The sequence below is a fragment of the Janibacter alkaliphilus genome (assembly GCF_013408565.1).
Lineage (GTDB): Bacteria > Actinomycetota > Actinomycetes > Actinomycetales > Dermatophilaceae > Janibacter > Janibacter alkaliphilus.
Genome location: NZ_JACBZX010000001.1, coordinates 781,391 through 808,010, shown reverse-complemented (window position 1 = coordinate 808,010; position 26,620 = coordinate 781,391). Strand labels below are relative to the sequence as shown.

The window sequence follows — 26,620 nt, the reverse complement described above, 5'->3', positions numbered from 1 at the left end:
CGTGGCCGGGAGGTCAGGCCGGGCCCGATCTCACCCGGTGGCGGTCCCGGCGAAGGCGGCCAGCGCATCCCCGGTCAACCGGTACGTCTCCCACTCACTCTGCGGCCGCGCGCCCACCGACTCGTAGAAGCGGATCGACGGCTCGTTCCAGCGCAGCACGCACCACTCCAGCCGGCCGTAGCCGCGCTGGACGCAGGTGTCCGCGAGCGTCCGCAGCAGCGCCACCCCGAGCCCGCTGCCGCGGTGGGCCTCCTCGACGTAGAGGTCCTCGAGCCAGATGCCGTTGCGGACCTGCCAGGTGGAGAAGGTGAGGTACCAGAGGGCGATGCCGACCACCCTTGTGCTGCCCCCTTCGCCCGCACCGACCTCGACCTCGGCGACGTGGCAGAAGGCGGTCGGTGACCCCTCGTCCGGGAAGAGGATCGCGGCCAGCTCGGGCACCCCACCCTCGACCGCGTCCGGCTCGCGCTCGTAGACGGCGAGCTCGGTGATGAGCCGGAGGATCTCCGGCAGGTCGTCGGGGGTGGCCGGGCGCACGGTGCTCATGCCGCCACCCTGGCACGGCGCCGGTCCAGGGCGACCGAGGCGAGCAGCAGCACCAGCCCGGCGGCCGAGAGCGCCGCGCCGACGAGCGAGGGGGCCTGCCAGCCCCAGCCGGCGGCGAGCACCAGACCGCCGAGCCACGCGCCGAGGGCGTTGGCGATGTTCAGCGCGGCGTGGTTGCCGGCGGCGCCGAGGGTGCGGGCCGAGCCGGCGACGCTCATCAGCCGCAGCTGCAGCGCGAGGACGAAGACCGAGATCGCCGCGCACAGCAGGAAGATCCCGATCGCCGCCGGGATCGCGCTGTCCGCCGCGACCGCGAAGCCGGCCAGCAGCAGCCCGCAGGCCAGGCACGAGCCGAGCAGCGCCCGCATCACCGAGACGTCCACGAGCCGCCCGCCCAGCAGCGTGCCGACGACCCCGCCGACGCCGTAGATGAGCAGGTAGATCGGCACCGCGTCGGACGGCAGCCCGGTCTGGTTCTGCAGGATCGGCGAGATGTAGGAGTACATCGCGAAGGTCCCGCCGAAGCCGATCGCGCCCACGGCCAGCGTCAGCCACACCTGCGCGTCGGCCAGCGCCCCCAGCTCGCGGCGTGGGCTGGCCTCGCGGTCGGCCGGCTGGTGCGGCACGAGCAGGGCCACCCCGATCGCGGTGAGCACCCCGATGACGGCGATCGCCGCGTAGGCCGCCCGCCAGCCGGCCTGCTGACCGATCGCCGTGGCCACCGGCACCCCGAGGACGTTGGCGAAGGGGATGCCGAGCATCACCCGGGCGACCGCCCGCCCACCGAGCCCGGGCCGGGCGAGGTCGTGGGCGACGATCGAGGCGACGCCGAAGAAGGCGCCGTGCGGGAGCCCGGAGACGAAGCGGTCGGCGACCAGCCAGCCGTAGCTCGGCGCGAGGGCGCTGGCCGCGTTGCCGAGCGCGAAGACGAGCATGAGCGTCACCAGCACCGCCCGCCGCGGCAGCCGGGCACCGAGCAGGGCGATCGCCGGCGCCCCGACGACGACCCCGAGCGCGTAGGCGGAGACGGTGTGCCCCGCCTGCGGGATGGTCACGTCGATGCCCTCGGCGATCTCCGGCAGCAGGCCCATCGTGACGAACTCGGTGGTGCCGATGCCGAAGCCGCCGAGGATCAGCGGGACCACCGCCAGGCTGGGCGACGGGGTGCGGGCAGGGGAGGGCACGGCGAGGATCCTCGTTCTGTCGGAGGTGATCTGGCGGGAGAAGGGGGGATGACGCGACGGGAACGGCCCGCTCGGGCCGACCGTCCAGTCTCTCACGGCGGTCGGGGGTGCACCTGCTCGACGCCGCGGGGTCGGGTCAGGGGCCGGCGGTGGCGTGTCTTGACGGTCGCGCGGCAGTCTTCTACATTTGTAGTGACTTCGGTCGATGTCAAGATCGTGGGCGTCCTCGACGCACGCGAGCGCCGCGGGAGCGGCATCGTGGACCGCACGACGCCGGGACCCCACCTTCGGCACCGACCGAGAACCACCGACCGACAACCCTGACGAGGACCGCGATGGCCAGCCTGCTGCACTCCATCGGGCGCTGGTGCGCCCACCACGCCTGGCGCGTGGTCGCGGGCTGGGTGGCGCTGCTGGTGGCCCTCGGCGCCCTGGCCGGCGCCTTCAGCCAGCCGCTGTCGAACGAGATCAGCATCCCCGGCAGCGACTTCGAGCGGGTCCTGGACGATCTGCAGACCGAGGTGCCAGAGGCCTCCGGAGGCTTCGGCACGGTCGTGCTGAAGAGCGACTCCGACGAGTTCACCGCCGAGCAGCGTGACGCGATCCGGGACGTCTTCGGCGAGTGGGAGGAGCTCTCCGAGGTCCGCGCGGTGCAGGACCCCTTCACCAACCAGCAGCAGCTGGACGACACCACCACCCAGGTCAGCGAGGGTGGCGAGCAGATCGACGACGCCCAGACCCAGCTCGACGACGGCTGGAGCCAGCTCTCCGAGGGGCAGGGGCAGCTCGCCCAGGGCGAGGAGTGGCTGCGGCGGCTGGCCGACACCCCCGACTCCGACCCGACGAAGGCCGACATCATCCGCCAGGTCGAGCAGGGCCGGCTGCAGGTCGCGATCGGCTACGGCCAGTGGGCCACCAGCGACCGGGCGCTGGCCTCGGCCGAGGACGACTACCAGGACGGGCTCACCGCCCAGCAGATGCTCGGCGACACCCGCTTCGTCACCGACGACGGCTACGCCCTCGCCCAGGTGCAGTTCACCACCGACGCCCAGTCGGTCGACCCGGAGGTCAAGGAGGCCATCCCGGAGATCGGCGAGCAGCTCGAGGACGCCGGCGTCACCGCCGAGTACAGCGTCGACATCACCCAGGAGAACAGCCTGCTCGGCCCGGGCGAGGCGGTCGGCGTGATGATCGCCGCGCTCGTCCTGCTCATCGCCCTCGGCAGCATCGTCGCCGCCGGGCTGCCGCTGGCCGGCGCGCTCGTCGGCGTCGGCACCGGCCTGCTGGCCGCCCTGGCCGCCACCCAGTTCTTCGACATGCACTCGCTCACGCCCTCGCTGGCGCTCATGCTCGGGCTGGCCGTGGGCATCGACTACGCCCTCTTCATCGTCAACCGGCACCGCACCCAGCTGCTCGCCGGCCGGCCGATGCAGGAGTCGATCGCGCACGCCGTCGGCACCTCCGGCAGCGCGGTGACGATCGCCGGCACGACGGTGGTCATCGCCCTGGTGGCGCTGCTCGTCACCGGGATCCCGCTGCTGGGGCAGATGGGTCTGGTCGCCGCGGTGACCGTCGCCGTCGCCGTGGTCGTGGCGCTGACCCTCACCCCGGCGCTGCTGCACCTCGTCGGCACCCGGGTGCTCTCCCGGCGTGCCTGGCGTCGGGCCGGCTTCAGCACCCCGGGCGTGCCCGACCCCGGCGCCGAGCTCGACGAGGACGGCGAGGAGCACGGCACCGGCTACGTCGCGGCGGTCACCCGCCGCCCGGCCCTCGTCGCCGTCGGGGTGGTCCTGCTGTGCGGGGTGCTGGCAGTGCCCGCGCTGTCGATCCGGCTCGGCCTGCCGGACGGCGGCAGCGAGCCGGTCGACAGCACCGCCCACGCCGCCTACGTCGAGGCGGGCGAGAAGTTCGGCGCCGGCACCAACGGACCGGTCATCGCGGTGGCCAGCTTCGCCGACCCGGTCGCCGAGGACGAGGTCACCCACGAGCAGGCCCTCGTCGGCAACGAGATGAGCTATGTCGACGGCGTGGCCTCGGTCGTCCCCTTCGGGGTGAGCGAGGACCGGCGCACCCTCGCCTTCCAGGTGATCCCGGAGACGGGACCTGCCGAGGAGGACACGGTGACCACCGTGCGCGAGCTGCAGGCCACCGGGCCGGCGATCGAGCGGGCCACCGGTGCCGAGATGGGCTTCACCGGGCAGACCGTGGCGAATATCGAGATCTCCCAGCAGCTCTCCGACGCGCTGCCGCCCTACCTGGGCATCGTCGTCGGGCTCTCCCTGCTGCTGCTGACCATCGTCTTCCGCTCGATCCTCGTCCCGCTGACCGCGACCCTCGGCTTCCTGCTCTCGGTCGCGGTGAGCTTCGGCGCCACCGTCGCGGTCTACCAGTGGGGCTGGCTCGGCGGGATCTTCGCCGTGGACACCCCCGGGCCGGTGCTCAGCTTCATGCCGATCATGCTCATCGGGGTCCTCTTCGGGCTGGCGATGGACTACCAGATGTTCCTCGTCTCCGGGATGAAGGAGGCGCACACCCACGGGGAGAGCGCCCGCTCGGCGGTGCGCACCGGCTTCGGGCACGGCGCCAACGTCGTCGCGGCGGCGGCGATCATCATGACCTCGGTCTTCGCCGGGTTCATCTTCGCCCACCTGACGATGATCCGGCCGATCGGCTTCGGCCTGGCGGTGGGCGTGCTCGTGGACGCCTTCCTCGTCCGGATGACGCTCATCCCGGCGCTGATGCACCTCATGGGCGAGTGGGCCTGGGCCTTCCCGAAGTGGCTCTCCTGGGTGCCGAAGGTGGACGCCGAGGGCGCCTCGCTCGCCTGGCCCGACGAGGACCGTGCGACGGCGGAGGAGGCCGACGACGTCGACGAAGACGAGACGGCCACGGACGGCGCCTCCACGGACGAGGTGCCTGCGGCGGCCCGCTCCTGACCGTCGTCACGGGGGCCCGGCAGCGAGATCCTGGCGACCCCGCGTCCCGGCTGCGGGCGGCTGCCCGGGTGACTACTCTCGGGTCACATGAGTGACTCGCAGACCCACCGTCCGCTGATCGAGGCCAGCACCGAGATCGCCGCGCCGCCCGAGCGGGTGTGGGCGGTGATCGCCGACCCGCGGGCGATGGGTGGTTTCTCCGACCAGGTGATCCGCACGGTGGTGCGCGGCACCGCGCCGGTCGGGGAGGGCACCCGCACCGTCAACCTCAACCGGCGCGGCCTCGTCGTCTGGCCGACCCGGGCGAAGGTGGTCCGCTTCGACCCGCCGCGGGAGTACACCTACCGGGTCAAGGAGAACGGGGCTCTGTGGACCTTCGTCCTCGAGCCCACCGCGACCGGGACCCGGCTGACCCACCGGCGCGAGGCCCCGGACGGACTCACCGACATCTCGCTGACCCTGCAGGACAAGGTGCTCGGCGGGGTCTCCACCTTCGAGGACGAGATGGCGGCGGGCATGGAGCGCACCCTGCAGCAGGTGCGGCAGGCGGCCGAGGCGGGCTGACCGTCGAGCCGCCATGGGGGCTGCCCCCGTCGGCATGGGTAGTTCTCCCCATCGATCCCGGGCCCGGGGCTGCCTAGGTTGGTCCCCGAGGTCGCAGGGGGACCTCATCAGCGGGGGCGGAGCCGGCAGGGGGCTCCGCCCCCGCTTGCTCTCCTCCCGGCCCCTTCCCCCAGACGAGCTCTGCCCCTCCTTGCGCAACTGCCCGGGCAAATCACGGACCCCTGCGCAACTGCCCGGGCAAAATACGGACGCGCTGCGCAACTGCCCGGGCAAATTACGCACCCCTGCGCAACTGCCCGGGCAAATTACGCACCCCTACGCAACTGCCCGGGCAGTTTCGGTGAAGGGGCGCAGCTGCCCGGGCAAATGCGGCGGTGGGGGGTGGGGGAGCGTGTGGGATCATCAGGGCATGTCGACACCTCCTGGTGGCCCGAACGTCCCGCCCCCGCCCGGCGACAGCGACGGGTTCCAGACCCAGCCGCCGCAGGGCGAGCACCCCACCCAGCCGCCGCAGCACCAGTCGACCGGCTCCAGCCAGCCCGCCGGTGACCCAGGCGGGCAGCACGCAGGCGGTCAGACCCCGGCCGACCAGGGCCCCAAGAAGAGCCGCACCGGCCTGGTCGTCGCGCTCGTCGGCGGCCTGGTCCTCGTGCTCGCGGTGATCGGGGTCGGCGCCTTCTTCCTGCTCGGCGGGGACGACGACGAGGAGGGCACCGCGTCCTCGACCACCAGCGCCGAGACCCAGGAGAGCAGCGGCGAGGGCTCCAGCAGCGACAGCACCGGCGACGGCTCGAGCACCAGCAGCCCGAGCAGCGACGGCTCGGCCACCACCAGCTCCGGCAGCTCGACCTCCAGCTCCCCGGCGACCAGCGTCGACGTCACCTTCCCCGAGTCCTTCGACGGCTGGACGAAGGCGGACTACGAGCCCACCGACAACCCCGACGGCCAGAGCGCGGCCGCCTACACCAAGGGCGACCAGGTGCTCAGCGTGGTCGTCACCGAGGGCATGGGCGTCACCGCGCAGAGCTACGAGAGCCTGTGGGACGACAGCGAGCAGGTCGGCGACGCCTACTGCGGCACCCTGTCCACGGCGACCATGTGCGCCCAGGAGCAGGACGGCCAGGTCGTCCTGCTGACCATGCCCGACGGTGAGGCGCAGGCCGCGTCCGAGCACCTCACCGCCTTCCTCGAGGAGCTCTGAGCCCGACCGGGCGCGACATCATGACCGGACACATCACCCTGACCCGCGACGGTGGGATCGCCCACCTCCGCCTGGCCCGCCCGGAGAAGCTCAACGGGCTCACCCTGGACATGCTCGACGACCTCGTCGCCGCCGCCCACGGCCTCGCCCGGGACCGCAGCCTGCGGGCCGTGATCCTGGCCGGCGAGGGCGACTCCTTCTGCGCCGGGCTCGACTTCCAGCAGGTCATGCCCGACCGGGCCGGGGTGATGCGCCGCTTCGTCCCCCGACCCTGGCGCGGCACGAACACCTTCCAGGAGGCCTGCTGGGCCGTCCGCCGCATCCCGGTCCCGGTGATCGCCGCGGTGCAGGGCCACTGCTTCGGCGGCGGCCTGCAGATCGCCCTCGGCGCCGACCTGCGGATCACCGCGCCGGACGCCACCTGGTCTGTGCTGGAGGGGAAGTGGGGGCTGGTACCCGACATGTCCGGCGTGCAGGCCCTCTCCCAGCTCGTCGGCATCGACGTCGCCAAGAAGCTGTCGATGACCGCCGAGACGATCTCCGGCGAGGAGGCAGCCCGGCTCGGTCTGTCCACCGAGGTGGCCGCCGACCCGCTGGCGCGCGCCCAGGGGCTGGCCGAGCAGCTGCTCGGCCGCAGCCCGGACGCGCTCGCCGCGACCAAGCGGCTCTTCGAGCAGACCTGGACCGCCGGACCGCGACGCACCTTCGCCCGGGAGCGCGCCGAGCAGCTGCGCCTGCTCGGCGCGGAGAACACCGGCCGGGCCCGCCGCGCGGCGATGGCTCGCACGACGCCCGAGTACCAGGAGCGCCCCGCCCGCCTCGGCCGCTGACCCCGGCCGCCTCGGCCGCTGACCCGGGCCGTCGCCCCGCCGATCCGCCCGCTGACCTGCGGACTCGTCCGCCGGGCGGCGGGCTCGACGGCACCGCCGACCCCGGGTGCGAGACAATGGCTCCCGTGACCAACCCCTTCCTGCCGCAGATGCCCGAGCGACTGCCCGACGGGTGGACCGCCGCCACGCCCACCGAGGCCGACGTCGAGGAGCTCATCGCGCTGGTCGCCGTCGACAAGCAGGCGATCACCGGCTCCTCCCTCGTGCAGCGCGAGGCGATCGTCAGCGAGAGCGTCGGCCGCGGCTCGTGGACCCGCCGTCAGGTGCTGCTGCGCGACCCGGCGGGGCGCGTCCGGGTGTGGGCCCGGGTGCACGACCGGGCGGCCGGCCGGACCATGCTCGAGATGACCATCGACCCCGACCTCGAGGACGCCACCGACACCGAGGTCGCCCGCTCGGTCTACGCCTGGGAGGAGAGCGTCGCCCAGCGCATCGCCAGGGGGCGCGGGCTCGGCGGCACCCAGCTGGACGCCTCGCTGCACGAGGCCGACGGCCGCGGCCGTCGGCACCTCGAGGCGGCCGGCTACTCGCACGTGCGCACCTGGCTGCAGATGACCCGCCCGGTCATCCCGGCCGACGACGGGCTGCTCGAGGCGAACCTGCGGGAGGGCGTCCAGGTCCGTCCGGTGGCCCGCCACGCCGACCGCTCCCCGGTGGCCGCCGACCTGCAGACCGTGCACCGGATGCTCGAGGACTCCTTCGCCGACCACTTCAACTCCTACCGCGAGTCCTTCCCCGAGTTCCTGCACCGGCTGCGGGAGGACCCGGGGCACCGCTGGGACCTGTGGTGGATCGCCACCGTCGAGATCGACGGTGAGGACGTGCCCGGCGGCGCGCTCGCGGCGACCATCACCGCCCCGGACGAGCAGGGTCGCCGCGGCAGCTACGTCGAGTACATCGGGGTGCACCGGCTGGCCCGTGGCCGCGGTGTCGCCAAGTCGCTGCTGCACGCGGTGATCGCCGACGCCGCCCGCCGCGGCCACGACCGGGTCACCCTCGAGGTGGACGCGGACAGCCCCACCGGCGCCGACGGCCTCTACCGCGCGCTCGGCTGGGAGCTCTCCTACCGCACCGAGTCCTGGCACCGGGACATCCTCGTCCCGGACGTCGACGCCCCGGTGCCGGAGCCGCAGGGCGACATCCCGGACATGGAGGCCTGAGCGGGCCCCGGCTCAGTCGTCCCGGGTGGTCTCCAGGGTGAAGTCCTGGGCGCGCAGACGCTCGGTCAGCGGCAGCGCCATGGCCACCGCCGGGGTGATCACCCCGCCCTCGCTGCTCAGCTCGTCCAGCGCCAGGCACAGCCCGGCCTGCCCGAGCATGACCGCGGTGCCGCTGTAGCCGGGGTCCTTCTTCGCCGCGACCGTGGTGCGGTATGTGGCGCCGCTCGTGGTGCCGGCGACGACCTCGAGCCGGAAGCGGCCGGTGCGCTGGGTCTCCTCGCTCGGGCCCTCGCCCGGCTCCGGGAGGACCTTGTCGAGCACGGCGCGGGTGGGCCCGGTGGACATCCCGGCCATGAGCCCGAGCAGCCCGGCGGTCATCCCGCCCGCCTTGAGCGGCGCCGTCCACGAGTCGCCGAAGTCGGTGACCTCCTGGTAGCGGAAGCCGCGCCCGTACGCCCACCCCAGCAGGGCGTTGCTGCGCCGCACGACCCGGGTGTTGTAGCTGGCCATGACGAAGGGTCCGGTCCACCGGCCGGTCTCGTCCCGGCCCACCGGCAGCGCCGAGGCGACCTTGCCGGCCACCGAGCGCACCGTCCCGAGCAGCGAGGACCCCTCGTCCGGCTGCGGCTCCGGCCGGTCCTCGCGCTCCTGCGAGGTGGGCTCGTTGGCCCGGTCCGGGCTGAGGCCGTAGGGGTCGGCGACCACCTTGCGCGCCCCGGCGCTCGCCCGGGTGGCCTTGGCCTGCTCGCGCATCGAGTCGATGGTGCCGCCGGAGAGGCCGCCGCGCAGCGAGCGCACGTAGAGGGTGGTCTCGGTCAGCTCGCCGGCACCGTCGCTGCGGGCCTGCTCGGCGGTGAGCCAGACACCGAGGTCGGAGGGGACGGAGTCGAAGCCGCAGGAGTTGACGATCCGCGCGCCCGAGGCGCGGGCCACCTCGTGCAGCCCCTCGGCGGTCTCCCGGACGAAGAGGGTCTCCCCGGTGAGGTCGGCGTAGTGGGTGCCGGCGACGGCGCAGGCCTTGACCAGCTCGTGGCCGTAGCGGACGTACGGGCCGACCGTGGTGACCACCACCGTGGTCCGGGCGGCGAGGTCGGCGCAGGCGGCCGGGTCGGAGACGTCGATGACGATGCGCTCCCAGTCGGTGGCGCGACCACCGATCTCGGCGGCGAGCGCGTCCAGCTTCTCCCGGGAACGTCCGGCGAGGGCGATCCGCACCCCCTTCGGCGCTGCGGCCTGGAGATGCTGGGCGGTCAGCCGCCCGACGAAGCCGGTGGCTCCGACGAGGACGAGGTCGAGGTCGCGATCCGTCGCGGGGGTGCTGGACTGGGCCATGTCGCGACCCTAAGCCCTCGCTCACCGGGGTGCACGACTCCTGTCCGAATCGCGGTTCAGGTCACGTCCTGGCCCCGTCGGGCGGGGCGCCGCCCGGCCCGACGACCGGGGTGCAACGAGCCCGGTCCGTGCGGTGGCCGTCGGCTCGGGTATGAAGGGAGGTGCGTCCGGCACCTCGTGCCGGCACCCCACCGCCCGAAGGGAGCCGTCGTGGCCGTCTCGTCCGTGACCCAGCCGCCTGCCGCCGCGCGCACCGGCCTGCGCCGCCTGGTCGACCTCGACCCGGCCACCTTCGCCGCGCAGCACTGGGGCCGCGAGCCCCGGCACGTCCCGGCAGCCGCGCGCGGCGGCGACGACGGCCAGGACCTGCTCAGCCTCGCCGCGGTGGACCGGCTGCTCTCGGTGCAGGGGGTGCGCACCCCCTTCCTCCGGGTCGCCCGGAACGGGGTCACCCGGCCGGACGCCGACTTCACCCGCGGCGGCGGGGTCGGTGCCGGGGTCACCGACCAGCTCGACGACACCGCGCTGACCCGGCTCTTCGCCGAGGGCTCGACGATCGTGCTGCAGGGGCTGCACCGCACCCACGAGCCGCTGATCACCCTGGCCCAGGACCTCACCGCCGACCTCGGGCACCCGGTGCAGGTCAACGCCTACGTCACCCCGCCGCAGAGCACCGGCTTCTCCGCGCACTACGACGTGCACGACGTCTTCGTGCTGCAGACCGCGGGGGAGAAGACCTGGCGGATCCACGCACCGGTGCACGAGCACCCGTTGCGGGACCAGCCGTGGGACCAGCGGCGCGGTGCGGTGGCCGACCGGGCCGCCGGCGAGCCGCACCTGGACATCACCATGCGGCCCGGTGACGTGCTCTACCTGCCCCGGGGGTGGCTGCACGCCGCGACGGCGAAGGGGGAGACCAGCGCCCACGTGACCATCGGGGTGCACACCTGGCACCGCGGGCACGTCGCCGACGCGCTGCTCGCCGCGGTCACCAGGGCGCTCGCCGAGGACCCGCAGCAGCGCGCGTCGCTGCCGCTGGGCGCCGACATCGGCTCCGCCGATGCCCTGGCCGACGACGTCGAGGCGGTGCGGGCCGCGATGACCGCCGCGCTCGCCGAGGTCTCGGTGGCCCAGGTGGCGGCCGATCTCGGTGGGCGGCAGGACCGCAGCCACACCCCCGCGCCGGTGGCCCCGGTGGCGACCGCCGGCGCGCTCGCCGGGTGGCACGAGGACAGCCGGCTGGTGCTGCGCGAGCACGTCCGGGCCCGGTTGGTGCCCAACGGGTCCGGCCAGGTGCTGATCGGGCGGACCGGTCGGCACCCGGTGGGCGCGGCCGAGGCGGACCGGGTGGCCGCGCTGCTGACCGAGGGCTCGGCCCGGGTCGGTGACCTCGGCGAGGAGCTGGCCCGTGGGCTGGTGCTGGCGGGGGTCGCCGTGCCCGAGCTGCCGGCGACGGACGCCGAGGCGCTGGATGAGGAGCCCGGGTGATCGAGCAGCACGGATTCGACGAGCACGGCCGCTGGCGCTGCTCGCTGGCGGCCCGGGAGCGGGCCGACCAGCGGGTCGGCACCGCGGTGCCCGCGCCACGGTGGTTCCTCGTGGGGCATCCCGGCCCCTGGCCGCGCCAGCCTCAGGCCGCGGCCGGTCTCGTCGAGGTCGCCGAGCCGCTGATGGCGGCGCTGGGTCGCGCGGGTGCTCGGCTGCAGCTGGTGCGGCGGCACCGTCGGCCGCACGAGGACGCCGCCGGGGTGCCGCACCCGGATCAGCCGGTGATGCTCGTGGACAGCCGCGCCGGGACGGTCGGCCACGGCACCTGGCGCGAGCCGGGTGATCTGGTGGCGCTGGCCGAGCGCTTCGACGACCCGCCCGAGCGGTCGGACGAACCGGTCGTGCTGGTCTGCGCGCACGGTCGTCGGGACGTCTGCTGCGCCATCGAGGGCCGGGTCGTCGCCGCGGTGCTCGACGACGTCCTGCCCGGCGCGGTCTGGGAGACCACCCATCTCGGTGGGGACCGCTTCGCCGCCAACGTCGCCTACCTGCCCGAGGGATCGATGTTCGGCGGGCTGGACGGGAGCACGGCGCCCGAGGTGCTGCTCGCGCACCTCGACGGCCGGACCGACCTCGGCTTCTGGCGCGGTCGGTCGACGTGGACCTCCCAGGTGCAGGCGGCGGTGGCCGACGTGCTGCGCGAGCCCGGGCTGTCCCTGCCCGGGGTCACCGGTGTGGGGCAGCACGGCGACGGAGCGGACGCCTGGGTGGTGACCGTCGACGTCGCCGGGGTGCGTCGCGTCCGCCGGGTGACCCGCACGCTGACCACCCCCCGCCGGCTGACCTGCCAGGCGGGCGTCGGCCAGGCCGCGGTCTGGCACGTCGCCCCGCTCTGACCCCCCAGGACCTGGGGAGAGTGGCGAGGCCCTGACGGGGCGGGATACCGCTGGGTAGGGTGCGCCCATGGACGCTGACGTCATCGTCGTCGGGCACGGTCTCGCCGGGCTCGTCGCCACCGCCGAGCTCACCGACGCCGGGCGCACCGTGGTGCTGCTCGACCAGGAGTCCGAGGCCAACCTCGCCGGTCAGGCGCACTGGTCCTTCGGCGGGCTGTTCTTCGTCGACAGCCCCGAGCAGCGACGGATGGGCGTGCGCGACTCCCACGAGCTGGCGATGTCCGACTGGTGGGGCAGCGCCGGCTTCGACCGCGACGAGGACTACTGGCCGCGCCGCTGGGCCGAGGCCTACGTCGACTTCGCCGCCGGCGAGAAGCGCTCCTGGCTGCACGAGCAGGGGATGCGCTGGTTCCCGGTCGTCGGCTGGGCCGAGCGCGGCGACGGGACCGCCGACGGGCACGGCAACTCGGTGCCCCGCTTCCACATCACCTGGGGCACCGGCCCCGGGGTGGCCGCCCCCTTCGTCCGCCGGGTGCAGCAGGCCCGGGAGCAGGGGCTGGTGCGCTACCTGCCGCGGCACCGGGTCGACGAGCTGCTCGTCGAGGGCGGTCGGGTCGTCGGGGTCCGCGGGGCCCGCCTCGCCGAGGACGAGGCCGAGCGCGGCCGCCCCACCAACCGCGACCCGGTCGGGGACTTCACCCTCCGGGCCGGGTCGGTGCTCGTCGCCTCCGGCGGCATCGGCGGCAACCACGACCTCGTCCGGGAGAACTGGCCGGAGCGTCTCGGCGGCGCCCCGGCGAAGATGCTCACCGGCGTGCCCGAGCACGTCGACGGCCGGATGATCGCCATCACCGAGGCCGCCGGCGGGCGCCTGATCAACCGCGACCGGATGTGGCACTACGTCGAGGGCATCGCCAACTGGGACCCGATCTGGCCGCAGCACGCCATCCGCATCCTGCCCGGGCCCAGCTCGATGTGGCTGGACGCCGACGGGGAGCGGCTGCCCGCCCCCCTCTTCCCCGGCTTCGACACCCTCGGCACCCTGGCCCACCTGCGCTCGAAGGGGCACCACCACAGCTGGTTCGTCACCAACCGCAGCGTCGCCGGCAAGGAGTTCGGCCTCAGCGGCTCGGAGCAGAACGCCGATCTCACCGGCAAGAGCGTGCGCGACGTGCTGCGCCAGCGCAGCCTCTCCGACATGCACCCGGCGGTGCAGGCCTTCGTCGACCACGGCGTCGACTTCGTCCAGGCGGACACCGTCGAGGAGCTCGTGGCGAAGATGAACGGGCTGGTCGAGGACGACGAGCCGCGGCTGGACGCGGCCCGGGTGGCCCAGCAGGTGCACCAGCGTGACTCGCAGCTGGCCAACCCCTACGCCAAGGACGCCCAGGTCGCGGCCATGCACGCCGCCCGCGGCTACCGCGGCGACAAGATCAGCAAGCGCGCCTACCCGCCGGTGCCGCTCACCGACCCCGACCACGGCCCGCTGATCGGGGTCAAGCTGCACATCCTCACCCGCAAGACCCTCGGCGGCTTCGAGACCGACCTCTCGGCGCGGGTGCTCGGCCAGGACGGGCAGGTCGTGCCCGGGCTCTACGCGGCCGGCGAGGCGGCCGGCTTCGGTGGCGGCGGCGTGCACGGCTACCGCGCGCTGGAGGGCACCTTCCTCGGCGGCTGCATCTTCTCCGGACGCACCGCCGGGCGGGCGATGGCCGCCGAGGCCGGCGACTGACGCACCTCCGCTGGCAGCCGCGACGACCGGCGTCCGCCCGCGACCACCGACCGGCCCGGGACTACTCCAGCCCGGCGGTCACCGCGTCGGCGAAGCCCGGGGTGTCGTCGACCAGCTGGTCGGCGAAGTCGGCGGCGCCCTCCGGCGCGAGGTGGATCTCGTCACGGCTGGACCCGTCGCCCCACCAGTCGCCGAATGCGTCCACCGGGAAGTGCTCGATGCCGGCGGAGTCGGCGAGGTTCGCCGCGGCGGTCTGCCGACGCTCGTCGTAGCCGGGGTACTCGCGCTCCAGCGGGTCCTGGTAGCCGGGGGTGTAGGGGATCTCGGCCGAGATCACGGTGACCCCCTCGTCCTTGAGCATCTGCACCATCTCGGTGAACCGGCCGGTGGCCTGCTCCTCGTTGTGCGGCCAGCCGACGCCGCCGCGGGTGGCCCGCTTCTCCCCGGTCTCCCGGGCCTTGGCCTCGCTCACCGACGAGTGCGCGAGGTAGCCGTTGTCGAGCAGCCGGCTGTCCTCGTCGACGATGATGTCCTGCGGCATCTCCTCGCCGGCGAGCGCTCGCTCCACCCGGCCCTCGGCGTCGCGGAAGCGGTAGGCGAGGTCGTCGACGTCGCGGCGGCACTCCTCGGCGTCCGCCTCGGTCCACTGCTCCGAGATCTCCCGGTCGCAGCCCTCCACGGCGTGCGAGAAGGGGGTCTTCTGGATCTCCGAGGAGTAGAAGTCGTCGTTCTCCGGCGCCCGCGTCGAGATCATCACCACGGCCACCTTCGGCAGCCGGTCCTCGTTGATGGCGTGCTGGACCATCATCTTGTTGATCCCCCAGCGCGCCCGGCTGCTGGCCGCGTCGAAGACGGTGACCTCCTCACCGGCCTGCTCCGAGAGCCGCTCCCCGAGCCGGGCCGGGTCGACGCCCTGCTGGGTCATCGAGTCGCCGAAGAGCATGACGTCGTGCGGCTCCTGCAGGGTGATCGCGTTCGTCATCACCTCGAAGGTGGTGCCGTGCGTCGGCCCGGGCGGCAGCCGGTCGTCGTCCAGCGCCTCCTGCAGCTCCTCGTCGGAGACGTCCTGGGTCAGCTCACCGCCGAAGATCGGCACCGAGGCGGTGTCGAAGGGGGGTGTCGGCTCCGCGGTCGAGGACGAGCTGCTGCTCGACCCGTCGGTGCCGCTGTCCGTGATGTCCTCGCCCGACCCGCCGGTGCAGGCGGTGACGGCGAGCAGGCCGATGGCGGCGAGGCAGGTGGCGGGGCGACGACTCACGCGGGGCTCCGTCAGGTCAGGGGGTGCGGCGGACGTGCGCAGGGTATCGAGCCAGGTCGGCACGGCTGCGGTGCGACCCGCGCGAGCCGGCAGCCGCCCCGCCGCGCCGAAGGGTCAGGGGACGAGCAGGATCTTGCCGATGTGACCGCTGGACTCCATCTCCTGGTGCGCGGCCACCGCGTCGGTGAGCGCGTGCCGGGAGTGGATGACCGGGCGGACGGTGCCGTCGACCAGCAGCGGCCAGACGTGCTCGCGGACCGCGGCGACGATGGTCGCCTTCTCCTGCGCCGGGCGGGCCCGCAGGCTGGTGGCGATGACCGCCCCGCGCTTGCTGAGCAGCCGCCCCAGGTCGAGCTCGCCGGTGCGCCCGCCCATGAGCCCGATGACGACCAGCCGACCGGCGGTGGCCAGCGCGGAGACGTTGCGGGGCAGGTACTTCGCCCCCATGTTGTCGAGGATGACGTCGGCGCCGCGGCCGTCGGTGGCCGCCTTGATCTCCTCGACGAAGTCCTGCTCGCGGTAGTCGATGGTGATGTCCGCGCCGAGCCCGCGGCAGGCCGCGAGCTTCTCCGGGCTGCCGGCGGTCACCGCGACGGTCGCGCCGAGCGCCTTCGCCAGCTGGATCGCCATGGTGCCGATGCCGGAGCTGCCGCCGTGGACGAGCAGCACCTCGCCCGGCTGGAGGTTGGCGGTGAGGAAGATGTTGGACCAGACCGTGCAGACGACCTCGGGCAGGCCGGCGGCGTCGACGAGGTCGACCCCGTCGGGCACCGGCAGCAGCTGGCCGGCCGGGGCGAGCACCTGCTCGGCGTAGCCGCCGCCGTCCAGCAGCGCGCACACCTCGTCGCCGACCGCCCAGCCCTCGACGCCCTCGCCGAGCGCGCTGATCGTGCCGCTGACCTCGAGACCGGGCAGCGGCGAGGCGCCCTGCGGCGGCGGGTAGAAGCCCATCCGCTGCATGACGTCGGCGCGGTTCACCCCCGCGGCCGCGGTCCGCAGCAGGACCTGCCCCGCACCGGGGGCGGGGTCGTCGACGTCGGCGACGACGAGAGCATCGGCGTCGCCCGGCTCGGGGATGGTGATCGCACGCACGGCCACCACCCTAGGCGGGCGCTCGGTGCATCGACAGATCTGCCCCGGACAGGTTCGCGTCTGTCCCGGACAGGTTCGCGTCTGTCCCGGACAGGTTCGCGTCTGTCCCGGACCGGCTAGAGCGCGGCAGACGCCGCGGCGGCTCAGGCCTCGTTGTCGGGGTACTGGCTCTTCATGCCCTCGGGCAGGTGGCCGGCCGAGCGCTGGTAGAACTGGGCGGCCTTGCGGGTGGCCATGGTGCGGGCCAGGCCCATGCCGAGGCCGGCCAGGGCGGCGTATGCGACGGCCTCGCCGATCGGGTACTCCGGGTTCCGGGGGTCGAGCTCGGCGTCCCTGCCGGCCTTGGTCCAGATCGCCGTGATGATCTTGTTGGCGACGATGCCGGCGACGACCGCCGAGCCCGTGCCGAGGATCTTCCACATCAGGCTGCCCATGGGTCTCCCTCTCTGCTCCGCCCGCAGGCGGTCCTCCGTCGGTCTGCGGCGCACCGGGCGCCGATCAGGCAGCACTCTGCCACACCGGAGGGCACGGGCGAGGTGACTCGGGCAGACCCTGCGCTACCCTGGCCGCACCAACCACGACAGGGGAGCGCGCGAGCGCTGAGAGTGCGGCGAGAGCCGCTGACCCTCGGACCTGATCCGGTTCGCACCGGCGTAGGCAGTCGAGATCTCGGGACCTGTCGTCGGCGCTCCGTGCCACGCGGGTCGGCGACGACCGGGACCACCCTGAGCTACCCATAGCGCAGGAGTCGTCGCATGAGCACCACGTCCACCCGCCCGCCCCGCAGCACCCAGGCGGTGCTGGCCACCCGTCCGCTGGCCGCCTGGCGCACCGTCGACCTGCTGACGGTGACCTTCCTCGGAGCCGCCTTCGGCATCCTCTACTGGGGCTACGGCATCCTCTACAACGGTCCGATCTCCGCCCTGGGGTTCGGCCTGCAGCCCCTCTTCGGCCTCTTCGTGGGGGTCTGGTTCCTCGCTGGGGTGGTCGGCGGCCTGGTGGTGCGCCGACCGGGTGCGGCGCTGCTGTGCGAGCTCGTCGCCGCGCTCGTCTCGATGGTCCCCGGCACCTCGTGGGGGATGACCGTGATGGTCTCCGGGCTGCTGCAGGGCCTGGGCGCCGAGCTGGTCTTCGCGCTGCTGGCCTACCGCTCCTTCGGCCCGCTCGTGGCGGTGCTCGCCGGCGCCGCCAGCGCCCCGCTGGAGTGGGCCTACGAGGTCTTCGGCAGCTACTACGTCGACTGGTCGATGGACTGGAAGCTCGTCTACCTCGTCACCATGACGGTCTCCGGTGCCGTGCTCGCCGGGCTGGCCGGGTGGGCGGTCACCCGGGCGCTGGCGAAGGGGGGCGCCCTCGGCGCCTTCCCGCCGGGCCAGGAGGAGCGGGAGCGGCGCGCTGTCTGAGGTCGTCGCCACCACCGCGCGGGTGCGGGTCGACGGGCTGAGCTGGCGCCCGTACGGCCGCACCCGCCCGGTGCTGCCCGGGATCGACCTCGACGTCCCGCCCGGGCAGCGCCTGCTGCTGGCCGGGGCCTCGGGCAGCGGCAAGTCCACCCTGCTGCGGGCCCTGGCCGGGGTGCTGCAGACCACCGGCTCCGGCGATCTGACCGGGCAGGTGACCATCGGCGACCGGCCGCCCGGGGAGCGGGCCGGCCGGGTCGGGCTGGTGCTGCAGGAGCCCGGCGCCGGGCTGGTCGGCGCCAGCGTCGGCCGGGACGTCGCCTTCGGCCTGGAGAACGTCGCGCTGCCCCGGGAGCAGATGCCGGGGCGGGTCGCCGCCGCGCTGCACGCGGTCGGGCTGGGCGGGCTGCCGCTGGACACCCCGACCAGCGCCCTCTCCGGAGGGCAGACCCAGCGGCTGGCCCTGGCCGGGGCGCTCGCCCTGGAGCCGGACCTGCTGCTGCTCGACGAGCCGACCGCGATGCTGGACGCGGGCAGCGCCGCCGAGGTGCGGGCCGCGGTCGATCAGGTGGCCCGTGCCCGCGGGCTGACCACGGTGATCGTCGAGCACCGGCTGGAGCCGTGGCTGCCGCAGGTGGACCGGCTGGTCGTGCTCGACGAGCAGGGACGGGTCAGTCACGACGGGCCGCCCGAAGAGGTGCTGGCCCGGCACGCTGACGAGCTGGCCGCGGCCGGGATCTGGGTCCCGGGGGTGGCCGCCCCGGACCCGGTGGTGCTGCCCGCCGAGACCCTCGGTGGTGGTGACCGGGCCGGCACCGGTCGCTCGAGCGCGGTGCTCGCCCGGTGCGCTCCGCTGCAGGTCCGGCGACCGGTGCCCCGTGCCGACGGCACCCGCGCCGAGCGGCTGGTGCTGCGCGCCGACGACGAGCTGCGGGTGGCGCCGGGCTCCGCCGTCGCCCTGGTCGGGCCCAGTGGTGGCGGCAAGAGCACCTGGCTGCGGGTGCTCGCCGGCTTCCAGGACTCCGGGGGGAGCGTGCGCATCGGCGACCTCGACCCGGCCGACCCGCCCCGACCGGAGACGCTGCCCGCGGCCGTGGGCTGGGTGCCGCAGTGGTCCTCCGCGGCGATCGTCGCCCGCAGCGTGCTGGACGAGGTGCTGGCCACCACGCGCAACCTCGGGCGGGAGCGGCCCGGGGACCGCGAGCGGGCAGCTCGGCTGCTCGACGTGCTCGGCCTCGGGCACCTCGCCGAGGCCGACCCGCGATGGCTCTCCGGGGGGGAGCAGCGGCGGCTGGCGGTGGCTGCGGCCGCCTTCCACGGCCCTGACCTGCTGCTGGCCGACGAGCCGACGGTGGGTCAGGACCGGGGGACGTGGGCGGCGGTGACCGGTCTGCTGCTCGCCCAGCGCGCCGCCGGGCGAGGGGTCGTCGTGGCGACCCACGACGAGGCGCTGGTGGCGCGGGCCGACGAGGTGCGTCAGGTCCGCCGGCCGGAGGAGCCCGAGCCGCCGGGCCCGGCCCGGCCGCCGCTGGCGCGCTGCGGCCCGCTCGCGCTCATGCTCGCCGGCGCGCTGGCCATCCCGGCGGCGATCCTCTCGCCCGGGTGGCCGGTGACGCTGGCGGCCCTCGCGGTGGTGCTCGTCGGCGCCCTGGTGGGTCTGTGGGGGCCGGGGGCCGGTCGTCGCTGGGCGACCCTGGCGCGGCTGCTCCTCCCGGGAGCGGTCGGCGCGCTCTCGGTGGGGTGGTCGACGTGGTTCCTCGGCAGCCGCGACCTCGAGGAGGCGGCCACCGCCGCGGCGCGGGTGGCCCTCATCGTCGCCCCGTCGGCGCTGGTGGTGCCTCTGGTCGACCCGGACGAGCTCGGCGACCACCTCGGGCAGCGGCTGCGCCTTCCGGCCCGCCCGGTGGTCGCGCTGGCAGCCGCCCTGCAGCGGCTGCAGCTCCTAGAGAGCACCTGGCGGGACATGGGCGACGTGCGCCGGGTGCGCGGCCTCGGGGTCACCTGGCGTCGCCCGGCCAGCGTGCTGCGGCACGCCTGGGCGCTGACCGTCGGGGTGCTGCTGCGCTCGCTGCTCGCCGCCGCCGAGCTGGCGGTGGCCATGGATGCCCGCGGCTTCGCCACCGGGCACCGGCGCACCTGGTACGCCCCGGCGCCCTGGCGGACGGCGGACAGCGTGCTCACGCTCGTCGCGCTGCTGCCGCTGGTGGTCGTGCTGGTCGCGCTGCTGCGCTGACCCGGGTCGGCTGACCGGGCTCAGCAGGTGGTGGAGGTGCGCTCCACCCAGGCCACGCGCCAGCGCTCCGGGTTCGGCCAGCTGCGGTTGACCACGCTGAAGCGCCACTGCGTCCGCTTGCCGGCACTGCCCCCGGTGCTCACCCCGGTCTCGTCGATGCACGCGGTGAGCTCGACGAAGGGGGGCTGGGTCGCCGGTGCCGGACCCGAGGTGCTGACGCTGTCCTCCAACGTCGGGGTGGACGACCCCGACCCGGTCGCGGAACCAGAGCCGGACCCCGCGCCCGACCCGGACCCCGTGTCAGAACCGGACCCGGACGACGGGGCGGAAGGCTGCTCCGGGTCGAGATCGACCTCGACGATCTCCGGCTGGCCCGCGATCGACGTCTCGCCGGTACGGGTCTCGTCCTCGCTGCGCAGCCGGCTCGCCTCGATCTTCACGTCGTACAGCGCCGAGGTCTCCGCGGAGCCCTCCATACCCTGGGCGTCGGCGTAGGTCTCCGGGTCGGCGAGCACGGTGTCGCGGGCGTCGATGTAGATCGCCACCATCGTGCGCCCCTGCTCCCGGGCCACCTCGTCGTTGCTCTTGGAGGTGGTCGAGCTGGAGGTGACCAGCCCGGGCTCGAGCTCGACCTCGTCGTCCCCACCGCAGCCGGCGAGCAGCAGCGCACCCACCGACAGCAGCGCCGCGCCGCGGGTGCCCGCAGCCGAGCGACCGGTCACTGGTTGACCACCTGGCTCTCCCCGATGCGGGCGTACATGCTGCGCCGGATGGTGATGAACTCGCCACCCTCGCCGTTGACGTCGTTCCAGGTCACGCGGAAGGTCGTCCACATGTTGATGTGATACCGCCCGGGCTTGGTGTAGGTGTGCCCGCACTCGGGGGTCCGGTCGGCCATCCAGGTGTGGTACTCCTTCATCTGCTCCCGGGTGCACCGGATCTGGCCGCTGCCGTCCCCCATGTCCCACGTGGTGTGCACCACCTTCGCCCGGGCCCAGTAGTCGCCGTCGTCGAAGTCGGTGGTGGTCACCTCCCACGGCGTGAAGGGGGTCTCCCGGGCCCACATCCAGACCGGCATGCCGACGATGCCCATCCGGTTGCCGGAGCCACGGGGCTGGCCGGCGATGAGGTCGGGGGTGGGTGCCATGCCGATGAAGAGGGCCTCGAAGCGCATCGCCAGCGCCGTCTGCAGCAGGTCGCGCCGCTCGTCCTCGCTGTTGCCGATGACGGTCGGCGTCGGGCCGGTGTGCGCCCTCAGCTCGATCTCTCCACCGCCGCCGTTGTCGTCGTCATCGTCGTCACCGCCTTCGTGCGGGGTGCACTCGTAGATCGTCGCGCCGCTCTCGATCTCGTCCGCCCACTCCGGGTCGTTGGCGGTGGGCTGGGGAGACATCGGCAGCACGTAGCACTGCCACTCGTTCGACCAGAGCCCGGCATCGGTGGAGCACGCCACACCCCGGTACTCGGCGGGACCGAGGTTGCACGGCGGTCGGCCGCTGCCGCCGCCACCCGAACCGCTGTTGCCCGGGTTGCCGAAGTCGATCCGGCAGTTGGCGCCGTAGCCGAGCCGGGAGCAGATGCTGTCCGCGCTCGCGCTCGGGGCCATGACCAGCCCGGGCACGAGCATCAGCAACGTGCAGCTGAGCATGGCGACGGCCCGTCCGCGCCAGGTCAGGCCCGGTGCGTGCGTGGTGTCCATCGTCGGCTCCTTCGTCGTGCGTCGCGGGCGGAGGCGGCCCCGTCGGGAGCTCATCCGACGTGCGTGCGGGTCGGGGCGTCGAGCGCGTCGACGTCGGCGATGAGCTGCTGGGTGCGCTGCTCCAGCGGGTCGCCGAGCCGGCTGGCCAGGTCGTCCAGGCCTGCCCGGGCGGTCTCGACGAGGTCGCGGTCGCCGAGCTCGTGCCCGGCGAGCAGCTGCATCCGCCACAGCGCCTCGACGCTCGGCTCGACGGTGAGGCCGACCACGGTGGCGTCGTAGGCCGCCGACCAGGCGCCCTCCATGAGCCGGCGCCGGGCGAGCTCGGCCGCGGCCAGGGTGATGTCGTGCACCATCGTCGCGCGCAGCGGGGTGGCCCAGGTGTAGTGACGCAGCTCGGCCCCGACGAAGGGGCGCCCGCGGACCATGCCCAGCGCCTGCTCCAGGTGCTCGGTGCTGGCCTGGGTCACGTCACCGGGCAGCAGCGCCCGCCACAGGTCCCAGTCGCTGGTGAGCCCGCGAGCCGCCGCCAGGCCGGCCGGGGCGTCGGTCTCCTCCACCAGCCACCCGCCGAGGGCGGCCAGCGAGCTGTCCCGCACCGACGAGTGGTCGTGCCGGGAGCGGTTGGGCCACATCGCGTCGTCGATGGCCGAGGCGTCGGCCGCCGGGTGCAGCTGGACGAAGGCGGCGAGCTCGGTGAGCCGCGGCCGGTGCACCTCGTCGACGGGCGCGACGTTGTCGATGTCGACCGGCCCGAGCACCCGCAGCACCGGGGCGTCGGTGGGGGCGGCGAGCTCGCGGACCCGCTGCGGGAAGGCCACCACCGGCGGCAGCGGGGTGCCGGGGGTGGGGGTGATCTGGTTCGACAGCCAGCCGGGGGTCGGCGCGTCCGCGGTCCCGGAGGTGTCGCTGCTGCGGCGCGCGGTGGGCACGTCGTCGCCGGGCACCCGGGCCACCGCACCGGCCGGCGTCGAGACCGGGGTGTTCCACAGGGTCGGCGAGGTGTCCCGCGCGGGCTCGTCGGCCTCGAGGTCGGCGCGGCGCAGGGTGGGCGCGTCGTCCACCGGCAGGGCGTCCGGGTCCGCGTCGACCAGGATCCCGGGGGCACCCATCGCGGCGGCGGCGGCGCCGATCCGGGCCAGGCTCGGCTCGTCGGCGGCAGGGGCCCACCGGTCGGTGGAGGCCCGGGCCAGGGCGAAGAGCTCACCGAGGTCGGCCTGCTGCTGCTCGTCCAGCAGCTGCGGGCGCAGCTGCAGGTAGGAGGGGGAGAGCACGGCGACCTGCGGGTCGCTGGAGATCGCCAGCGCCGCGGCGCCGTCGTCGGCGCTGGGCGCGGCCTGCAGCAGGGCGACGCGCGGCGAGGAGCCGACGGCGCGCTCCAGGTGCCGACGCTCGGCCTCGCCGATCTCGCCGGAGACGACGACCACCTCGCGGGCGGCGGCGTCGGCGGTGACCACGGTCGACGGCGTGTAGTCGGCGGCCTGGGCCACCAGCCGCACCCGGGGCGAGCCGATGGCCTCGACCAGCCCGTCGTGCCCGCCGACGACCGTGACGACGGTGCGCTGCGCCCACGGGGAGCCGGCCAGGTCGAGGGTCATCGCGGCCAGCGCGGCGCGGGTGTGCACGTTCTGCCCGGTGACCGCGAAGGCCCGGGCGTCGACGAGGTTGACCAGGACGTGCCCCGCGTCGTCGTCGGTGCCGACGGTGACCAGGCCCGGGAAGGGCGCCGGCACCCCGGCGAGGGCGGTCGGGTCGAGCGAGGCGGCCCGGTCGGCGGCCAGGGTCCACAGCCGCGGGTCGGCCGTGGAGGTCCACGGCGCCGGCAGCCGCATCGGGCTGCTCAGCTGGACATCGATCTGCGCCTCGGTCATCCGCACCGAGCGCAGCCCCGGCACCGCCCGGCCGGACTGCTCCGCGGCGAGCGCGAGGTGGCGCAGCGCCAGGTCGATGGTGGCCACGGTGTGCGCGTCGGCGGCGCCGGCCAGGGCGGCCTCGCGCGGGTCGAGCGCGTCCCCGGCCGGGGGTCGTCCCAGCGTGCGGGCGCGGCGACGACGGGCGAGCTCGAGCAGCGCCAGGGCGGCCGCAGCGGTGACCCCACCGAGCCCGAGGGCGGTGGTGCCCCACCCGGGGCCGGCCTCGTCGGTCGTCCCCGGACCGGCCTGGGCGGCGGCGTCGAGGCCCTGCGCGGTCGCGGCGGCCGCCAGCCCCGTCGTCGTGCTCTGCTGGGTGGCCCGGTCGGTCGCCGCCTCGGCGTCGGTGGCGGCCCGGGTGGCGTCCCGGGTGGCCTCCGCGCTGCTGGGACCCGTGCTGCTGGGACCCGCAGCGGCGGCGCCCCCTTCGCCAGGCACCTGCAGCTGCCAGCCCGGCCGGATGAGGTCCGGGTCGGTGAGCCGGTCCCCGTCGGGCTGCTCGGCGTCGCCGGTGGCGGCGACGATCTCCGGGTAGCGCTCGCCCTCGCCGAGCTCGTCCTCGGCGATCTCCCAGAGGGTGTCGCCCTTCTCCACGGTGTAGGTGCTCTCGCTGCCCGACTCGTCGCTGTCCGCGGCGGCGCCGGACTCGTCCGGGATGGCGATGGTCGTGCCCGGCGAGATCCAGTGCGACTCGGTGATCGTCCCCGGGTTGAGGTTGACGATCTCGGGGTAGCGGGCGCCGTCGCCCAGCTGGGTCTCGGCGATCGACCAGAGCGTCTCGCCCTGCGCGACGACGTGGTCGGTGGTCGGGGTCTCGGAGACGCTCTGCGCCTCGTTCTCGGCGCGATCGTCGGCGTCCGCGTCCGCGGCGGTCTGCACGGTGGAGGCGTGCACCGCCCCGGTCTCGGCCCCGGCAGCCACCGAGCTGGCGGCGACCGTGCTGCCCGCCTGGTCGGCGCTGCCGGTGGCGCCCGCCGGGGCAGCGACCGAGGTCATCACCGGGGCCGCGACGAAGAGCAGCGCGGCGGTGCCGACGAGGGCACGGGCGGCGCCCTGCGGCAGGGACAGACCGGGCAGCCGCGGCGCCTCGCGGCCCCCGGCGCGGGCGACCAGCTCGAGCACCAAGGAGACGACGAAGAAGAGCCAGGCCAGCCAGGCGGCGTAGCGGAAGAGGGTGATGAAGACGGTGCCGTCGTCCGGGGTGGTCACCGCCGACCACATGCCGTCCAGGGTGGGGGCGCTGTCCGGCACCGGCCCGGCGCCGATCGCGACGAGCACCCACGGCACGCCGACCACGACGGCCAGCAGGCCGACGAGGGCGGCGAGTCCCTTCAGCCGGGCGGTCACTGGCCCACGTCCCAGTCGGAGTCGTACTCCTCGCCGAAGGCGTCGGTGCGGTGCATGTAGGCGGTCCCCTCCGCGGTGAGCCGGTTGGAGCCGATCCCGATCGCGTCCAGGAGGATCGGGTCGTAGGTGGTCTCGGCGACCACCTCGACGGACTGGCCGTCGGGGGAGAGGGTGACCGAGGTGACCCGGTAGTCGCCCTGGGCGGCGGCGTAGCTCTGCGCCGCCTGCTCGGCGGGCCCGGCCTCGATGACCACCTGGCCGCCGAGGATGGCGTCGCCCGCGTCGACCTGCTGGCCAGCGGTGCGGGCCGCCTCGTGGGCGACGAGGTTGGCCTGCTGCTGGGCGCGGATCTGCCCGGCGCCGTCGACGACGAGGCCGACCAGCGGCACGCTGGCCAGCACCGCGGTGACGAAGTAGATGCTCAGCGAGCCGTCGTCGCGGCGCCAGGGGCTGGTCCTCGGGTGCATCAGCGCTCCCGGAAGGTGTCGATGGGGCTGGCAGCGGTGGCGGTCATCGTCCGGGAGCCGCCGATGCCGGGCAGGGCCAGGTCGGCCAGCGGCACGTCGCAGCTGACGGTCGTCGTGATCTCGCCGGGTGCCCCCGGGTCGGTGCCCTTGGCCTCGGCGTCGACCTGCACGTCGATGCCCTCGCAGCGCAGCCCCTCCTCGTCGAGGTAGGTCCGGGCCGCGTTCGTCGCCGCCTCGGTGTCCTGGCCGCGCTGCAGCGAGACCGAGCGGGCCGCCTCGGCGGCGGCGCCGTCCATCGCCTGGTCGGCCAGGGCCAGCCGACCACCCATGACGAGCAGCGCGATGACCAGGCCGAAAGCGGGGGCGAGGATGACGAGCTCGATGGTCGCCGAGCCGCGCTCGACGGTCAGCCGGTTCATCGGGATCCCGCCTCGGCGTTGGCCTCGTCGATCTCCTCCTGGGACATCGGCCGGGTCTCGTAGCGCGGGTCGTCGCCGTAGGGGTTGCCGCGCTTCTGGTAGTCCTTCGGCGCGGTGAACTCCTCGATGTCCCGGGTGGCCGACTGGGAGACCTCGGGGTCCCACCCGGGGACCAGCGACATCGTCGTGCCGGTCACGGTGACGGTGACCGTGCCGGCACCCTCGTCCCGGGTGACCTCCACGCTCGGGTCCTCCAGCACGCCGTCGCCGCCGATCTGCGCGGCGAACTCGAGCGCGCGCTGCTCGCCTGCGGCGTCCCCGGACTCGTAGGCGGAGGCGCTGAGAGCCCCGTCCTGCGCCGAGGACATCGCGGCCGAGCGGGCGTAGTAGTAGACCGCGCCCTGGACGACGAGGAAGAGCAGGGTCAGCGCCAGCGGCAGCAGGATGACCATCTCGATGGACACCGAGCCGCGGGCGCTGCGGGCACGGCGCCGCAGCGCCGACAGCCCGCGCACCCTGCCTCGCCGGGCTGCCGACGCGCGACGCGACGGCAGCAGAGCGATCACTCGTCGATCTCGGAGGCCTTGCCCTCCACGAAGGTGATGATCGCGGTGGTGACGATGGCCACGATCCCGATGACGGCGACCGCCCAGAGCACCTGCTCGATGGTCACCGAGCCGCGGTCCTCGCGGGCGCGGCGCAGGGTGGTGACCTGGGTGGCGAGGTAGGCGCCGAACGACAGCAGGGCGAGGTGCAGCGTGGCGATGAACCGGATCATGGGTGTGTCTCCGCGGTCTGTGGGAACAGGGGGAGGCACGGCGCTCCGTCTCCATCCCCCGAGATACGAGCAGGGTTCAGGTTATCCGAGG

General features: G+C 74.5%; 23 protein-coding genes and 1 riboswitch. Of the genes, 10 read left to right on the top strand and 13 right to left on the bottom strand.

Annotated elements, in window-relative coordinates; translation table 11 throughout:
• Positions 1–30: 30 nt before the first annotated feature.
• The gene (locus BJY28_RS03885; RefSeq protein ID WP_179461841.1) at positions 31–546 is read right to left on the bottom strand and encodes a GNAT family N-acetyltransferase; all 516 of its coding nucleotides are present in this window, start codon (positions 544–546) and stop codon (positions 31–33) included.
• Positions 543–1,730, bottom strand: a complete 1,188-nt coding sequence (locus BJY28_RS03880) for an MFS transporter (protein ID WP_343036947.1) — start codon at positions 1,728–1,730, stop codon at positions 543–545. Before BJY28_RS03880 ends, BJY28_RS03885 begins: the two co-directional genes overlap by 4 nt.
• A 335-nt stretch (positions 1,731–2,065) precedes the next feature.
• Here BJY28_RS03880 and BJY28_RS03875 point away from each other — a divergent pair, with 335 nt between their 5' ends.
• The 5 genes from BJY28_RS03875 (at position 2,066) to BJY28_RS03855 (ending at position 8,481) form a co-directional block, all read left to right on the top strand.
• Positions 2,066–4,666 (top strand): MMPL family transporter, encoded by a 2,601-nt coding sequence (locus BJY28_RS03875; protein ID WP_179461840.1) that lies wholly within the window; start codon positions 2,066–2,068, stop codon positions 4,664–4,666.
• A gap of 87 nt (positions 4,667–4,753) precedes the next feature.
• Positions 4,754–5,230: an SRPBCC family protein gene (locus BJY28_RS03870; protein WP_179461839.1), complete on the top strand. Its 477-nt coding sequence runs from the start codon at positions 4,754–4,756 to the stop codon at positions 5,228–5,230.
• A gap of 409 nt (positions 5,231–5,639) precedes the next feature.
• The gene (locus BJY28_RS03865; protein WP_179461838.1) at positions 5,640–6,431 is read left to right on the top strand and encodes a flagellar basal body-associated FliL family protein; all 792 of its coding nucleotides are present in this window, start codon (positions 5,640–5,642) and stop codon (positions 6,429–6,431) included.
• A gap of 20 nt (positions 6,432–6,451) precedes the next feature.
• Entirely contained in the window at positions 6,452–7,261 is an 810-nt protein-coding gene (locus tag BJY28_RS03860) for a crotonase/enoyl-CoA hydratase family protein (RefSeq protein WP_179461837.1), read from the top strand.
• Between the two features lie 125 nt (positions 7,262–7,386).
• On the top strand, positions 7,387–8,481 hold the full coding sequence (locus BJY28_RS03855; RefSeq protein WP_343036946.1) for a GNAT family N-acetyltransferase: 1,095 nt from the start codon (positions 7,387–7,389) through the stop codon (positions 8,479–8,481).
• A 12-nt stretch (positions 8,482–8,493) separates the two neighbouring features.
• On the opposite strand, the gene BJY28_RS03850 is transcribed toward BJY28_RS03855, so the two are convergent.
• A complete protein-coding gene (locus BJY28_RS03850) occupies positions 8,494–9,813 on the bottom strand; it encodes a saccharopine dehydrogenase family protein (RefSeq protein WP_179461835.1) in 1,320 nt (439 codons plus the stop codon).
• A gap of 210 nt (positions 9,814–10,023) precedes the next feature.
• Between BJY28_RS03850 and BJY28_RS03845 the strand changes: the two genes are divergently transcribed.
• The 3 genes from BJY28_RS03845 (at position 10,024) to BJY28_RS03835 (ending at position 13,929) form a co-directional block, all read left to right on the top strand.
• Positions 10,024–11,301, top strand: coding sequence for a JmjC domain-containing protein (locus BJY28_RS03845; protein WP_179461834.1), 1,278 nt, complete (start codon positions 10,024–10,026; stop codon positions 11,299–11,301).
• Positions 11,298–12,197, top strand: coding sequence for a sucrase ferredoxin (locus BJY28_RS03840; RefSeq protein ID WP_179461833.1), 900 nt, complete (start codon positions 11,298–11,300; stop codon positions 12,195–12,197). The genes BJY28_RS03845 and BJY28_RS03840 overlap by 4 nt, the downstream gene beginning before the upstream one ends.
• Positions 12,198–12,264: 67 nt before the next feature.
• Complete coding sequence (locus BJY28_RS03835; RefSeq protein WP_179461832.1) at positions 12,265–13,929, top strand: FAD-binding dehydrogenase; 1,665 nt, start codon at positions 12,265–12,267, stop codon at positions 13,927–13,929.
• Positions 13,930–13,990: 61 nt separating this feature from the next.
• Here BJY28_RS03835 and BJY28_RS03830 read toward each other — a convergent pair whose 3' ends face one another.
• From BJY28_RS03830 to BJY28_RS03820, 3 genes are all read right to left on the bottom strand, one after another.
• Complete coding sequence (locus tag BJY28_RS03830) at positions 13,991–15,187, bottom strand: SGNH/GDSL hydrolase family protein (protein ID WP_179461831.1); 1,197 nt, start codon at positions 15,185–15,187, stop codon at positions 13,991–13,993.
• A gap of 114 nt (positions 15,188–15,301) precedes the next feature.
• Positions 15,302–16,279 (bottom strand): zinc-binding dehydrogenase, encoded by a 978-nt coding sequence (locus BJY28_RS03825; protein ID WP_179461830.1) that lies wholly within the window; start codon positions 16,277–16,279, stop codon positions 15,302–15,304.
• A gap of 143 nt (positions 16,280–16,422) precedes the next feature.
• Positions 16,423–16,713 carry a DUF4235 domain-containing protein gene (locus BJY28_RS03820; RefSeq protein ID WP_179461829.1) on the bottom strand — a complete coding sequence of 97 codons (291 nt, stop codon included), beginning with the start codon at positions 16,711–16,713 and terminating at the stop codon, positions 16,423–16,425.
• A gap of 138 nt (positions 16,714–16,851) precedes the next feature.
• Positions 16,852–16,956, top strand: a riboswitch (TPP riboswitch).
• Between the two features lie 78 nt (positions 16,957–17,034).
• On the opposite strand from BJY28_RS03820, the gene BJY28_RS03815 reads away from it, so the two are divergent.
• Together BJY28_RS03815 and BJY28_RS03810 are read left to right on the top strand one after the other, a co-directional pair.
• Entirely contained in the window at positions 17,035–17,682 is a 648-nt protein-coding gene (locus BJY28_RS03815) for an ECF transporter S component (protein ID WP_179461828.1), read from the top strand.
• Positions 17,683–17,704: 22 nt separating this feature from the next.
• Positions 17,705–19,912, top strand: coding sequence for an ATP-binding cassette domain-containing protein (locus tag BJY28_RS03810; protein ID WP_343036945.1), 2,208 nt, complete (start codon positions 17,705–17,707; stop codon positions 19,910–19,912).
• Positions 19,913–19,932: 20 nt separating this feature from the next.
• Here the strand turns inward: BJY28_RS03810 and BJY28_RS03805 are convergent, their stop codons facing one another.
• From BJY28_RS03805 to BJY28_RS03775, 7 genes are read right to left on the bottom strand one after another with little or no spacing between them, the layout of a single operon-like run.
• Positions 19,933–20,634, bottom strand: coding sequence for a hypothetical protein (locus tag BJY28_RS03805; RefSeq protein WP_179461827.1), 702 nt, complete (start codon positions 20,632–20,634; stop codon positions 19,933–19,935).
• Positions 20,631–21,611 (bottom strand): PKD domain-containing protein, encoded by a 981-nt coding sequence (locus BJY28_RS03800; protein WP_179461826.1) that lies wholly within the window; start codon positions 21,609–21,611, stop codon positions 20,631–20,633. Before BJY28_RS03800 ends, BJY28_RS03805 begins: the two co-directional genes overlap by 4 nt.
• Before the next feature lie 50 nt (positions 21,612–21,661).
• The gene (locus tag BJY28_RS03795) at positions 21,662–24,865 is read right to left on the bottom strand and encodes a LysM peptidoglycan-binding domain-containing protein (RefSeq protein ID WP_179461825.1); all 3,204 of its coding nucleotides are present in this window, start codon (positions 24,863–24,865) and stop codon (positions 21,662–21,664) included.
• Entirely contained in the window at positions 24,862–25,332 is a 471-nt protein-coding gene (locus BJY28_RS03790) for a hypothetical protein (RefSeq protein WP_179461824.1), read from the bottom strand. The genes BJY28_RS03795 and BJY28_RS03790 overlap by 4 nt, the downstream gene beginning before the upstream one ends.
• On the bottom strand, positions 25,332–25,751 hold the full coding sequence (locus BJY28_RS03785) for a TadE family protein (RefSeq protein WP_179461823.1): 420 nt from the start codon (positions 25,749–25,751) through the stop codon (positions 25,332–25,334). Before BJY28_RS03785 ends, BJY28_RS03790 begins: the two co-directional genes overlap by 1 nt.
• Positions 25,748–26,266, bottom strand: a complete 519-nt coding sequence (locus BJY28_RS03780) for a TadE/TadG family type IV pilus assembly protein (RefSeq protein ID WP_179461822.1) — start codon at positions 26,264–26,266, stop codon at positions 25,748–25,750. Before BJY28_RS03780 ends, BJY28_RS03785 begins: the two co-directional genes overlap by 4 nt.
• Before the next feature lie 47 nt (positions 26,267–26,313).
• Complete coding sequence (locus BJY28_RS03775) at positions 26,314–26,529, bottom strand: hypothetical protein (protein ID WP_218875155.1); 216 nt, start codon at positions 26,527–26,529, stop codon at positions 26,314–26,316.
• Between the last annotated feature and the right edge of the window lie 91 nt (positions 26,530–26,620).